The sequence below is a fragment of the Pseudomonas fildesensis genome (assembly GCF_001050345.1).
GTDB lineage: Bacteria > Pseudomonadota > Gammaproteobacteria > Pseudomonadales > Pseudomonadaceae > Aquipseudomonas > Aquipseudomonas fildesensis.
On record NZ_LFMW01000007.1, the window covers coordinates 276974 to 290134 of the forward strand.

The window sequence follows — 13161 nt, forward strand, 5'->3', positions numbered from 1 at the left end:
AAGTCATCGGCATGATTCGCGGCCTATTTTGTTTGCTATTTCCTAAAAAGTCTTTCGAGGAGCTCGACGGTGGCCAACACACCTTCCGCCAAAAAACGTGCAAAACAGGCTGAGAAGCGTCGCAGCCACAACGCCAGCCTGCGTTCCATGGTTCGCACCTACATCAAGAATGTAGTTAAAGCCATCGACACCAAAGACGCTGAAAAAGCCCAAGCTGCTTACGTTCTGGCTGTGCCAGTTATCGACCGTATGGCCGATAAAGGCATCATCCACAAGAACAAGGCCGCTCGCCATAAGAGCCGCCTGAATGGCCACATCAAGGCTCTGAGCGTCGCTGCTGCAGCCTAAGTGGTAACAACTGCAACGTGACTCAGGTTGCGTAACAGTTAAGAAATGCCCCGTACCGAAAGGTCCGGGGCATTTTTGTTTGTGCGGTTTATGTGATGAGCAGGCTTGTTGTGGCAGATAGGCTTGTTGTGGCGAGCGGGCTTGCCCCGCGTTGGGCTGGAAGCAACCCCAATAAGACCACTGCGGTGTGTCAGGCATACCGCGGCAGCAGGTTTTAGGGCGGCTTCGCCACCCAACGCGGGGCAAGCCCGCTCGCCACAGTAAGCCCGCTCGCCACAACAAGCCCAACTGCCACAAAAGCCCGCTCGCCACAAAGGCAGCGCTCGACTTGCTTTCGAGCAAAAAAAACGCCCCGAACCAGTCGGGGCGTTTTTGCTACCAGCTGATTAACGCATCAATCAGTGGTGATGACCGCCTTCACCGTGAACGTGGCCGTGAGCTACTTCTTCTTGGGAAGCATCGCGAATGGCAACGATCTTCACTTGGAAGTTCAGACGCTGGCCAGCCAGTGGGTGGTTGCCGTCGACGGTAACGTCGTCGCCGTCCAGGTCACGGATGGTGACGATCTGCATTTGGCCGTCCGGCGCGGATGCGTGGAACTGCATGCCCACTTCCAGCTCGTCGACACCTTCGAACATGCTGCGGCTCAGAGTGCTGACCAGTTCGGCAGAGTATTCGCCGTAGGCATCTTCAGGTTCTACGGCAACGGTCAGTTCATCACCAACAACCTTGCCTTCCAGAGCCTTTTCCAGGCCAGGGATAATGTTACCTGCGCCTTGCAGGTAGACCAGCGGCGCGCCGCCGGCGGAGCTGTCGATGACCTCACCAGCGTCGTTGGTCAGGGTATAGTCGATGGAGACTGCCTTGTTAGCGGCGATCGTCATGGGGCGAGACCTTTTGCATAAGAATGAAGAACGGACAAGTCTAAACAAGGATTTGCCCGAAAGCGAACAGAACCCGGACGGACGGGACCGATCAACGGTCTCTTTCATCATCGGATTCCGCCTGGACGACGAGCAGCACTGGATTGCCGAGCTGTCCTGCGGCCACACCCAGCACCTGCGCCACCAACCGCCATGGCAGTCCCGCGCCTGGGTACTCGATCCCACGCAACGCCTTGAAAAAATAGGCCAGCCCTTTGCCTGCGGCTGGTGTGCGCAGGAGCGCGAATAACGATAACCTTGGCGCCTGATTCCCGGTAGACGCTCAACCATAGAGCGCCACCGAAGCCATGCACCTCCAGAGAATTCGCATGCAGACTTTTTTTATCGCGCCCACCGATTTTGGTGTGGGTCTGACCTCCATCAGCCTTGGGCTGGTGCGCACACTTGAACGGGCCGGGCTGAAAGTCGGGTTTTTCAAGCCGATTGCCCAGCCACACCCAGGCGATACCGGCCCCGAGCGCTCCACCGAACTGGTGGCCCGCACCCACGGCCTGAAACCACCACAGCCCCTGGGCCTGGCGCATGTAGAGCGCATGCTCGGCGACGGCCAGCTCGACGAATTGCTCGAAGAAATCATCACCCTTTACCAGCAGGCCGCCGTGGGCAAGGACGTGCTGATCGTCGAAGGCATGGTGCCGACCCGCAGCGCCAGCTATGCGGCCCGGGTCAACCTGCACCTGGCCAAGAGCCTGGATGCGGAAGTGATCCTGGTCTCGGCCCCGGAAAACGAAGTGCTCACTGAACTCTCCGGCCGCGTGGAATTGCAGGCCCAGCTGTTCGGCGGCCCCAAAGATCCGAAAGTGCTGGGCGTGATCCTCAACAAGGTACGCACCGACGAAAGCATGGAAGCCTTCTCGGCGCGCCTCAAGGAACATTCGCCGTTGCTGCGCAGCGGTGATTTCCGCCTGCTCGGCTGCATCCCCTATCAGCCGGAACTCAACGCGCCGCGCACCCGCGACGTGGCTGACCTGATGGGCGCGCAGATCCTCAACGCCGGCGATTACGAAAGCCGGCGCATGACCAAGATCATCATTTGCGCCCGCACCATGCGCAACACCGTGGAGCTGCTCAAGCCCGGCGTACTGGTAGTGACCCCAGGCGACCGCGACGACATCATCCTCGCCGTCAGCCTGGCCGCGATCAACGGCGTGCCACTGGCGGGCCTGCTGCTGACCAGCGATACCCTGCCCGACCCGCGCATCATGGACCTGTGCCGGGGCGCGTTCCAGGCCGGGCTGCCAGTGCTGTCGGTGAGCACCGGCTCCTACGACACCGCCAACCTGCTCAACAGCCTGAACAAGGAAATCCCCATCGATGACCGTGAGCGCGCGGAAATCATCACCGATTTCGTCGCCAGCCACCTCGATGCGCGCTGGCTGCATCAGCGCTGCGGCACGCCACGGGAAATGCGCCTGTCGCCGGCGGTGTTCCGCTATCAACTGATCCAACGCGCCCAGGCCGCCAACAAGCGCATCGTGTTGCCCGAGGGCAGCGAGCCGCTGACTGTGCAAGCCGCCGCCATCTGCCAGGCCCGGGGAATCGCCCGTTGCGTGTTGCTGGCCAAGCCGGCGGACGTGGAGGCGGTCGCCCGCGCCCAGGGCATCGAGCTGCCGGAAGGCCTGGAGATTCTCGACCCGGACCTGATCCGCCAACGCTACGTCGAACCAATGGTAGCGCTGCGCAAGAGCAAGAGCCTCAACGCGCCGATGGCCGAGCAGCAACTGGAAGACACGGTAGTGATCGCCACCATGATGTTGGCCCTCGACGAAGTGGACGGCCTGGTCTCCGGCGTTATCCATTCCACCGCGAACACCATCCGCCCTGCCCTGCAACTGATCAAGACGGCGCCGGGCTGCACCCTGGTCTCATCGGTATTCTTCATGCTGTTCCCCGAGCAGGTGCTGGTGTACGGCGACTGCGTGATGAACCCGCACCCCAGCGCCGTGGAGCTGGCGGAAATCGCCCTGCAAAGCGCCGACTCGGCAGCCGCGTTCGGCATCACTCCACGGGTGGCGATGATCAGCTATTCCAGCGGTGATTCAGCCAGTGGCGAAGAAGTCGAAAAAGTCCGCGAAGCCACCCTGCTCGCCCATGAACAGCAAAGCTCGCTGCTGATCGACGGCCCGTTGCAATACGACGCCGCCGCCAACGAAACCGTCGCCCGCCAACTGGCGCCCAACAGCCCGGTGGCCGGCAAGGCCACGGTGTTCGTGTTCCCGGACCTGAACACCGGCAATACCACCCACAAGGCCGTACAACGCAGCGCCGATTGCGTCAGCCTCGGGCCGATGCTCCAGGGCCTGCGCAAACCGGTGAACGACCTGCCGCGCGGCGCCCAGATCGACGACATCGTGTACACCATCGCGCTGACTGCGATTCAAGCCGCCAACCGACCTATGGATATCTAAATGCTGGATTTTCTACCTGCCGCCGTGCGCGGGGTGATTGCTTCGCTGTTGCTGGCACTGAACACGATCCTGCTGTGTTCGTTCCTGTTTATCGTGGCGCTGTTCAAGGCATTGCCGTTCGCCAAGCGCTTCAGCGAATGGCTGATGAACCACACTCATGAAGCCTGGATCAGCAACAACAAGGCCTGGATGAACCTCGTGCGGCGCACCCGCTGGCACCTCAAAGGCCTTGAGGGCCTGGACTACCAGCACTCGTATCTGGTGACCAGCAATCACCAGAGCTGGGTCGACATCATGGTGCTGCAATACGTGCTCAACCGGCGAATTCGTCCGCTCAAGTTCTTCCTCAAGCAGGAGCTGATCTGGGTGCCGGTGATTGGCCTGGCGTGGTGGGCCTTGGGCTTTCCGTTCATGAAGCGCTACACCAAGGCGTATCTGGAGAAACACCCGGAGAAGAAAGGCAAAGACCTGGAAACCACCCGCAAGACCTGTGCGAAGTTTCGCGCCAACCCGGTGGGCATTTTCAACTTTGCCGAGGGCACGCGGTTTACCCCTGGCAAGCATGCGCAGCAAAACTCACCGTTTCGCTACTTGCTCAAACCCAAGGCAGGCGGCATTGCGTTTGTGCTGGATGCCATGGGTGAGCAGTTGAAGTCACTGGTGAACGTGACCATTCACTACCCAGCCGGGCGCCCAGGTTATTGGGACTTGCTGTGCGGAAATGTGAAGGACGTGGTGGTGCAGTTTGAAGAGGTGCAGATTCCGGCCGAGTTTATTGGCAAGAATTATGAGCAGGATGGGGAATATCGGTTGGCGTTCCAGGGGTGGATCAATGGGTTGTGGGAAGAGAAGGATGGGTTACTGGAAAAGCTCCACACCGACTTCCCAGACCGCCGGTAAATGATCGTTCCCACGCTCTGCGTGGGCATGCCGCCCGGGACGCTTCGCGTCCGCTTTTGAAGGTCGTGACGCGGAGCGTCACAGGATGCATTCCCACGCGGAGCGTGGGAACGATCACAACACCCACAACGCAAAAGCCCGCCACCGAGTGATCGGTGGCGGGCTTTTTAGTGCGCGTGAAGCTTAGATCGCGCCGCGTTGACGCAACAGCTCCAGCACTTGCTTGACGCTGTCTTCCAGCGACAACGCCTGGGTGTCGATCACCAGATCGGCATTCAACGGCACGTCGTACGGGAACGACTCGCCAGGGATGTTATCCCCACCAGCCGCGTACAAGCCTTGCGGGTCACGCTCGGCGCACACCAGCGGCGACGCCTGAACGTACACGGTCAGCAAACGATCGCTGCCGATCAGTGCCTTGGCCTGTTCGCGCCCTTCAGCATCCGGGGCAACAAACGCAGCCAGGGTCAACAGGCCGGCTTCGTTGAACTGGCGCGCCACGTGGGCGGCACGACGCCAGTTCTCGGTACGCCCGACACGGTCCTGCGGCAGCCCTTTGTTCAGGTCGTGGCGCAGGTTCTGGCCGTCCAGTACGAACACCGCACGGCCCATGTCGAACAGCTTGCGCTCAACTGCGTAGGCCAAGGTGCTCTTGCCCGCGCCGGACAGGCCGCTGAACAACACGGTGGCCGGCTGCTGGCCGAAGCGCTGGGCGCGCTCTTCGGTGGCCACGTGAGCCAACTTGCCATGCTGCGCCGCGCTGCCGTGAGTCACGGGCGGCGCGATGATCATGCCTGCAGCCACAGTGCCGTTGGTCAAACGATCGATGATGATAAACGCACCAGTGGTGCGGTTGCTCGCGTAACCGTCCAGGGCGATGGCGGCGTCGAGGCTGACTTTGACTCGGCCGATCTCGTTCAACTGCAGCGAACTCGCCGGGCCTTCGGCCAGGGTGTTCACATCCACGCGGTGCACGATGCTGGTGATGGAACCCGGCACGTAGCTGGTGGCGCGCTTGATGTCGTACTTCTTGCCCGGCAGCATCGGCTCTTCGGCCATCCACACCAGCATGGCGTCGAAGGCGTCGGTCACTTGCGGCACATTATCGGCATGCACCAGCAGGTCGCCACGGGAGATGTCGATCTCGTCTTCCATGGTCAGGGTCACGGCCTGGCCTGGGCCGGCGTGCTCCAGTTCACCGTCGAAGGTGACGATGGATTTGACGCGGCTGCTCTTGCCCGACGGCAGCACCACGACTTCGTCGCCCTTGTGCACAATGCCGCTGGCCAGAGTGCCGGCGAAGCCTCGGAAGTTCAGGTTCGGACGGTTGACGTACTGCACCGGGAAACGCAGGTCGGTGTAGTTACGGTCGTTGGCGATCTCGACGGTTTCGAGAATCTCCATCAGCGACTGGCCGGTGTACCAGGGCGAACGCTCGCTCTTGTTCACCACGTTGTCGCCCTTGAGCGCCGACATCGGCACAAAGGCCATGGTGCTCGGCTTGAACGCGATACCGTCGGCGAACTTCAGGTAATCGGCCTTGATCGACTCGAACACGCTTTGGTCAAAGCCATTGATGTCCATCTTGTTGACGGCCACCACGATGTGCTTGATGCCCAGCAACGAAGCAATGAAGCTGTGTCGACGCGTCTGGGTCTGCACGCCGTAGCGGGCGTCGATCAGGATGATCGCCAGGTCACAGGTGGACGCACCAGTGGCCATATTGCGGGTGTACTGCTCATGGCCGGGGGTGTCGGCGATGATGAATTTGCGCTTGGCGGTGGAGAAGTAGCGGTAGGCGACATCGATGGTGATGCCCTGCTCTCGCTCGGCCTGCAGACCGTCGACCAGCAAGGCCAGGTCGATGTCGTCACCGGTGGTGCCGGATTTTTTCGAATCGCGGGTGATGGCTTCCAGGTGATCTTCGTAGATCATCTTGGAGTCGTGCAGCAGGCGCCCGATCAGGGTGCTCTTGCCGTCGTCGACGTTGCCGCAGGTCAGGAAGCGCAACATTTCCTTGCGCTCGTGCTGGCCCAGGTAGGCGAGGATGTCCTCGCTGATCAAATCAGATTGATGCGACATGACAGCCCCTTAGAAATAGCCTTGACGTTTTTTATCTTCCATTGAGCCTGCGCCATCATGGTCGATGACCCGGCCCTGGCGCTCGGAAGTTCGCGTCAGGAGCATTTCCTGAATGATGTCCGTGAGGCTTTCGGCCTCGGACTCCACCGCGCCCGTCAACGGGTAGCAGCCAAGGGTACGGAAACGTACTTTCTTTTTGACGATTCGGGCTTTGTCTTCGTCGGACAGGTGCTCGAGGATGCGGTCGTCGTCGATCATGATCAACGTGCCGTTTTTCTCGATCACGTCGCGCTCGGCGGCGAAGTACAGCGGCACAATCGGGATGCCTTCCAGGTAGATGTACTGCCAGATGTCCAGCTCGGTCCAGTTGGACAGCGGGAACACACGGATCGACTCACCCTTGTTGACGTTGCCGTTGTAGACGTTCCACAGCTCCGGACGCTGGTTTTTCGGGTCCCAGCGGTGCTTGCTGTCGCGGAACGAGTACACGCGCTCTTTGGCGCGGGATTTCTCTTCATCACGACGGGCACCGCCGAACGCTGCGTCGAAACCATACTTGTCCAAGGCCTGCTTGAGGCCTTCGGTCTTCATGATGTCGGTGTGCTTGGCGCTGCCGTGGGTGAATGGGTTGATGCCCTGCGCCACACCGTCCGGGTTGACGTGGGTGATCAGGTCCAGGCCGAGTTCTTCAACCATGCGGTCGCGGAACTTGTACATTTCCTGGAATTTCCACTGGGTGTCGACGTGCATCACCGGAAACGGCAGTTTGCCCGGGAAGAAGGCCTTGCGTGCCAGGTGCAGCATCACGGCGGAGTCTTTACCGATCGAGTAGAGCATCACCGGGTTATCGAACTCGGCGGCGACCTCGCGGATGATGTGGATGCTTTCCGCCTCCAGCTGTTTCAGATGCGTCAGTTTGTCGACCATGGCTACTCACGGAAAAACGATCTTATGGACGGCCTGCGGGCCGTGTTCGAGCGGGGCATGCTAGCACAGCACCTTCTTCTATTCAGGGCGCCGGCTAGATCGAAACGGTATATGGATATGCCTCGAGGTTTGGCCCTCAGATCGGGTTGGGGCAGTCGATGAACAGGTGCTCCAGCGCGAAGCGTCGTGCCAGGTAATCACCCAGCGCCTGCACGCCGTAGCGCTCCGTGGCGTGATGGCCGGCGGCGATAAAGCTGATGTCGTTTTCGCGCGCGCTGTGGAAGGTTTGCTCGGAGGCTTCGCCACTCAGGAACAGGTCGACGCCCGCCGCAATCGCGTTGTCGATGTAGCCCTGGCCACCGCCGGTGCACCAGCCGACGCGGCGGATCATCTCGCTGCCTTCGATCAGCAGCGGCTCACGGCCCATGACTTCCTGCACACGCCTGGCGAAGTCGCGGGGTGACAGGGGCTCGGCGAGGGAGCCGACCAGGCCGACGACCTTGAGGTTGTCCGGGTCCAGCGGGCCTTCGACGGTGATGTCCAGTTGGCGAGCCAGTTGCACGTTATTGCCGACGTCCGCATGCAGGTCCAACGGCAGGTGGTAGGCCAGCAGGCTGATGTCGTGCTTGAGCAGGGTTTTCAGGCGACGCTGCTTCATGCCGGTGATGCACGGGTTCTCGCCCTTCCAGAAATAACCATGGTGCACCAGCACCAGATCGGCTTGGGCTTCGACGGCGGCGTCCAGCAATGCCTGGCTGGCGGTCACGCCGCTGACGATACGCATCACCTGCGGGCGCCCCTCGACTTGCAGGCCATTGGGGCAATAATCGGCAATTTTTGCGCTGCCGAGGTAGCGGTCCGCTTCCTCGACAAGGGTGCTCAGGGCGACGGCCATAAAAGACTCCTAAATATCCCGTTCAGAGGCGCTCGCAGCCTCGTATAATGCGCGACATTATGGGCGCTCTCCCGCCCCCTGCAACCTGTCAGGACTTACTTGATGCTCAAGGCACTGCGTTTTTTTGGATGGCCATTGTTGGCTGGCGTGCTGATCGCGACGCTGATTATTCAGCGTTACCCCCAGTGGGTGGGCTTACCGAGCCTTGATGTGAACCTGCAACAGGCCCCGCAAACCAACGCGGTGGTGCAAGGCCCGGTGACCTACGCCGATGCCGTGGTGATCGCCGCACCGGCGGTGGTCAACCTGTACACCACTAAAGTCATCAACAAACCGGCGCATCCGCTGTTTGAAGACCCGCAATTTCGCCGCTATTTCGGCGACAACGGGCCCAAGCAGCGCCGCATGGAATCCAGCCTCGGCTCCGGGGTGATCATGAGCCCCGAAGGTTACATCCTCACCAATAACCACGTGACCACCGGCGCCGACCAGATTGTGGTGGCCCTGCGTGACGGCCGTGAAACCCTGGCGCGCGTCGTCGGCAGCGACCCGGAGACCGACCTCGCCGTATTGAAGATCGATCTGAAAAACCTCCCCGCCATCACCATTGGCCGCTCCGAAGGGCTGCGCGTGGGTGACGTGGCGCTGGCGATCGGCAACCCGTTCGGCGTTGGCCAGACGGTCACCATGGGCATCATCAGCGCCACCGGGCGCAATCAGTTGGGCCTCAACAGCTACGAAGACTTCATTCAGACCGACGCGGCGATCAACCCGGGCAACTCCGGCGGCGCGCTGGTGGATGCCAATGGCAACCTGACCGGCATCAACACCGCAATTTTCTCCAAGTCCGGCGGCTCCCAGGGCATCGGTTTTGCGATCCCGGTGAAACTCGCCATGGAAGTGATGAAGTCGATCATCGAGCACGGCCAGGTGATTCGTGGCTGGCTGGGGATCGAAGTACAGCCGCTGACCAAGGAGCTGGCCGAGTCGTTTGGTTTGACCGGGCGTCCTGGCATCGTGGTGGCGGGGATCTTCCGCGACGGCCCGGCGCAGAAAGCCGGCCTGCAACTGGGCGATGTGATCCTCAGCATCGACGGTGAACCGGCGGGTGATGGCCGCAAGTCGATGAACCAAGTGGCGCGGATCAAGCCGACCGGCAAGGTGACGATCCAGGTGATGCGCAACGGCAAAGAGATCAAGCTGTCGGCTGAAATCGGCCTGCGCCCACCGCCGGCGCCGGTGAAAGAAGAGGAATAAGCGGCGCCGTTGAGGTACCCGTTCGCGGGTACCTGTAAGCTGATATTTCAAAGCAAAGCCATTCTCATTAGTCATGTTATATTGTTTCAATATCGCTATTGGAACGCTCAAACATGCCGTCTCGAAAGTTCGCCCCCTTGGCTGGCCTGGCCCTGGGTTTGCTGCTCGACCCCGCCCACGCTGAAGAAACCACCGTTGAACTGGACGCCATCAGCGTCACCACCGACGCCTATGAGTCCGCCACCGGCCCGGTCACAGGCTATCGCGCCACCCGCTCCGCCAGCGCGACCAAAACTGACACCGCCCTGCGCGACATCCCACAATCCATCAGCGTGATTCCCGCCACAGTGCTCAAGGACCTGGGCAGTACCAGCGTGGAACGCGCTCTGGAGTTTGCCGGCGGCGTGTCCAGGCAAAACAACTTCGGCGGGCTGACCCTCTACGAATACAGCGTGCGCGGCTTCACCACGTCTGAGTTTTACCAGGACGGCTTCAGCGCCAACCGTGGCTACCCAAGCACGCCGGACGCGGCGAATATCGAGCGCATCGAAGTGCTCAAGGGGCCCGCTGCCAGTTTGTACGGGCGTGGTGATCCCGGCGGTACGGTGAACATCGTCACCAAGAAACCCCAGGCCGAGGCCTTTACCACCGTGCAGACCAGCGCTGGCAGTTGGGACCGCTATCGCACCGCCGTCGACGTCAACACCCCGCTGGACAGCGAAGGCCGCGTGCTGTCGCGGGTGAACCTCGCGGTGGAAGACAACAACAGCTTCCGCGATCACGTCGGGAGCAAGCGGGTGTTTGTCGCGCCGTCATTCAGTTGGCAACTGAACCCGGACACCAGCCTTCTCGTAGAAAGCGAATTCGTGCGCCATCGCTCCATCTTCGACCGTGGCATCGTCGCCCCCAATAATCACTGGGGCGGCATGTCCCGTTCAACCTTCCTGGGCGAGCCCAACGACGGCGATATCCGCAACCACAACAACCGCCTCCAGGCCACCCTCGAACATCACCTCAACGACGCCTGGAAACTGCGCCTGGCCAGCCACTACAAGCAAGGCAGCCTATGGGGCGACGCCTCGGAAAGCCGCGCGCTGAATACCGACGGCCACACCGTCAACCGCCGCTACCGCGAGCGCTCCACCGGTTGGCACGACAGCATCACCCAGTTGGAACTGCGCGGCCTGTTCGACATTGGCAGTTGGCAACATGAACTGCTGATCGGCACCGAGTACGAGGACTACCGCAAGAAGGAACGCGTGACCACCATTCCCGGCGGCGCCTACGCCATCGACATCTACAACCCGGTCTACGGCCAGCCCAAACCCAATGGCAAGCCTACGGGCACTGACTTCTTCGAGCAGGTCAAAAGCCAGGCGCTGAACCTTCAAGATCAGATCATCTTCACCGACCGCCTGCGCGGCATGATCGGTGCGCGCTTCGAGCACTTCGAGCAAAGCACCGACGACTACGCGCGCAACCACGCCAAGAGCCGGCAAACCCACGACGCTTTGACCCAGCGCGCCGGTTTGCTCTACCAACTGACGCCGCAAGTCGGCGTATTCGCCAACGCGTCCACCTCGTTCAAGCCCAACAACGGCCTGGACGCCGGCGGCAAATCCTTCAAGCCGGAAGAAGGCGTGGGGTATGAAGTGGGGATCAAGAGCGAGCTGTTCGACGATCGTCTCAGCGCCACCCTCGCCGTGTTCCATATCGAAAAGGAAAACGTGCTGGCCCGCGACCCGGCGACCGACACCGACCGCGCCATGGGCAAAGCGCGCAGTCAGGGTTTTGACCTGCAATTGACCGGGCAAGTGACGGACGCCGTGCGCGTGATCGGCGCCTTTGCCTACATTGATGCCGAGGTGACCAAGGGCGATAAAACTATTCCGGCCGGCAGCCGGATTCTCGGCGTGGCCAAGCGCAGCGGCAGCCTGCTGGGGGTGTATGAGTTTCAGGAGGGTGCGTTGCGCGGCTCAGACCTGGGCGCAGCGTTCACGTATGTGGGGGATCGCTCCGGTGAGGCCGGCGGCAGCTTTGAACTGCCCGCCTATCACACCGTGGATTTGCTCGCGCATTACAAGGCCACAGAAAATGTCACCGTGGGCCTGAACCTCAACAATCTGTTTGATGAGAAATACTACGAGCGTTCGTACAGCAATTACTGGGTCAACCCCGGTGAGCCGCGCAACCTCACCGTCAGCCTGACCCTTAACCTGTAAATCCAATCAACCCTGTGGCGAGGGAGCTTGCTCCCGCTCGACTGCGTAGCAGTCGCCCGCTTTTTAGGGCGCCTCGCGCCCCTGTGCAAGCAAGCTTGCTCGCCACAGCAAGCCCGCTCCCATATTTGGATCACCGCAAGGCGCGATTACAGTGCAACAGGCGCTCTTTCGCACAATGTGTTGAGCGCTGCCGCCCACTGCGGGGCGTCATTCAAGCACGGCACCAGCACCAACTCCTCGCCCCCCGCTTCGCGGAATTGCTCCAGGCCGCGATCGCCAATCTCTTCGAGGGTCTCGATGCAATCGGCGACAAACGCCGGGCACATAACCAACAGCTTTTTCACCCCTTGCTGCGCCAGGGCCTCAAGGCGCGCTTCGGTGTAGGGTTCGATCCACTTCGCCCGGCCCAGGCGCGACTGGAAGGCCACCGACCATTTACCGTCCGGCAGTCCCAGGCGCTCGGCAAAATCCCGGGCAACGCTGAAGCACTGCGCGCGGTAGCAGGTGGCGAGCACCTCAGCCGACGCGTTCTTGCAGCAGTCGGCATCCTTGAAGCAATGATCGCCGGTAGGGTCGAGCTTTTTCAGATGGCGTTCGGGCAAGCCGTGGAAACTCAGCAGCAAGTGATCGTAATCCTGCTCCACATAAGACCGGGCGCTCGTCACCAGGGCGTCGAGGTATTCCGGCTGGTCGTAAAACGGCTGCAGGATCGAGAATTGCACGTTGAGCTTTTTATCGCGCACCACCCGCTTGGCCTCCTCAATCACCGTGGTCACGGTGCTGTCGGCAAACTGCGGATACAACGGCGCCAGGGTGACCTTCTTGATACCTTGGGCAGCCAGGCGCGTCAGGGTCGTTTCAATCGACGGCTCGCCGTAGCGCATCGCCAATTCCACCGGGCCTTGGGTCCATTGCGCGGTCATCTGCTGTTGCAGGCGACGGCTGAGCACCACCAGCGGCGAACCGTCTTCCCACCAGATCGAGGCATAGGCATGGGCCGACTGCTCGGGGCGCTTGATCAGGATCAGCGACACCAGCAAGCGCCGCACCGGCCACGGCAGGTCGATCACATAAGGGTCCATCAGAAACTGATTGAGGTAGCTGCGCACATCGGCCACCGAAGTGGAGGCCGGTGAACCCAGGTTGACCAGTAACAACGCGTGATCCGTCATGCAACA

Annotated in this window: 11 protein-coding genes; 6 read left to right on the forward strand and 5 right to left on the reverse strand. The window is 61.1% G+C overall.

Annotation, left to right across the window (positions count from 1 at the left end):
• Positions 1-69: 69 nt before the first annotated feature.
• Entirely contained in the window at positions 70-348 is a 279-nt protein-coding gene (rpsT, locus tag ACR52_RS11740; protein WP_016976313.1) for a 30S ribosomal protein S20, read from the forward strand.
• Between the two features lie 398 nt (positions 349-746).
• Here the strand turns inward: rpsT and ACR52_RS11745 are convergent, their stop codons facing one another.
• Positions 747-1232, reverse strand: a complete 486-nt coding sequence (locus tag ACR52_RS11745; RefSeq protein ID WP_048724224.1) for an FKBP-type peptidyl-prolyl cis-trans isomerase — start codon at positions 1230-1232, stop codon at positions 747-749.
• Between ACR52_RS11745 and ACR52_RS11750 the strand changes: the two genes are divergently transcribed.
• The 3 genes from ACR52_RS11750 (at position 1231) to ACR52_RS11760 (ending at position 4600) form a co-directional block, all read left to right on the forward strand.
• On the forward strand, positions 1231-1521 hold the full coding sequence (locus ACR52_RS11750) for a DUF3565 domain-containing protein (protein ID WP_048724226.1): 291 nt from the start codon (positions 1231-1233) through the stop codon (positions 1519-1521). The two genes, ACR52_RS11745 and ACR52_RS11750, sit on opposite strands and share 2 nt — an antisense overlap.
• Positions 1522-1600: 79 nt before the next feature.
• Positions 1601-3700: a phosphate acetyltransferase gene (pta, locus tag ACR52_RS11755; protein ID WP_048724227.1), complete on the forward strand. Its 2100-nt coding sequence runs from the start codon at positions 1601-1603 to the stop codon at positions 3698-3700.
• The gene (locus tag ACR52_RS11760) at positions 3701-4600 is read left to right on the forward strand and encodes an acyltransferase (protein ID WP_048724229.1); all 900 of its coding nucleotides are present in this window, start codon (positions 3701-3703) and stop codon (positions 4598-4600) included. It abuts the gene before it with no gap.
• Positions 4601-4783: 183 nt separating this feature from the next.
• Here ACR52_RS11760 and cysN read toward each other — a convergent pair whose 3' ends face one another.
• The 3 genes from cysN to ACR52_RS11775 all read right to left on the reverse strand — a co-directional run bounded on the left by cysN (position 4784) and on the right by ACR52_RS11775 (position 8504).
• Positions 4784-6682 carry a sulfate adenylyltransferase subunit CysN gene (gene cysN, locus ACR52_RS11765; protein WP_048724231.1) on the reverse strand — a complete coding sequence of 633 codons (1899 nt, stop codon included), beginning with the start codon at positions 6680-6682 and terminating at the stop codon, positions 4784-4786.
• A 9-nt stretch (positions 6683-6691) separates the two neighbouring features.
• Positions 6692-7609, reverse strand: coding sequence for a sulfate adenylyltransferase subunit CysD (gene cysD, locus ACR52_RS11770; RefSeq protein WP_048724233.1), 918 nt, complete (start codon positions 7607-7609; stop codon positions 6692-6694).
• A 136-nt stretch (positions 7610-7745) separates the two neighbouring features.
• A complete protein-coding gene (locus tag ACR52_RS11775; RefSeq protein ID WP_048724235.1) occupies positions 7746-8504 on the reverse strand; it encodes a Nif3-like dinuclear metal center hexameric protein in 759 nt (252 codons plus the stop codon).
• Positions 8505-8606: 102 nt separating this feature from the next.
• On the opposite strand from ACR52_RS11775, the gene algW reads away from it, so the two are divergent.
• Together algW and ACR52_RS11785 are read left to right on the forward strand one after the other, a co-directional pair.
• Entirely contained in the window at positions 8607-9761 is a 1155-nt protein-coding gene (gene algW, locus ACR52_RS11780) for a Do family serine endopeptidase AlgW (RefSeq protein ID WP_048724238.1), read from the forward strand.
• Positions 9762-9874: 113 nt separating this feature from the next.
• On the forward strand, positions 9875-11983 hold the full coding sequence (locus tag ACR52_RS11785) for a TonB-dependent siderophore receptor (RefSeq protein ID WP_048724240.1): 2109 nt from the start codon (positions 9875-9877) through the stop codon (positions 11981-11983).
• 146 nt (positions 11984-12129) lie between these two features.
• On the opposite strand, the gene hemH is transcribed toward ACR52_RS11785, so the two are convergent.
• Positions 12130-13155, reverse strand: coding sequence for a ferrochelatase (gene hemH / locus ACR52_RS11790; protein ID WP_048724241.1), 1026 nt, complete (start codon positions 13153-13155; stop codon positions 12130-12132).
• Positions 13156-13161: the final 6 nt, after the last annotated feature.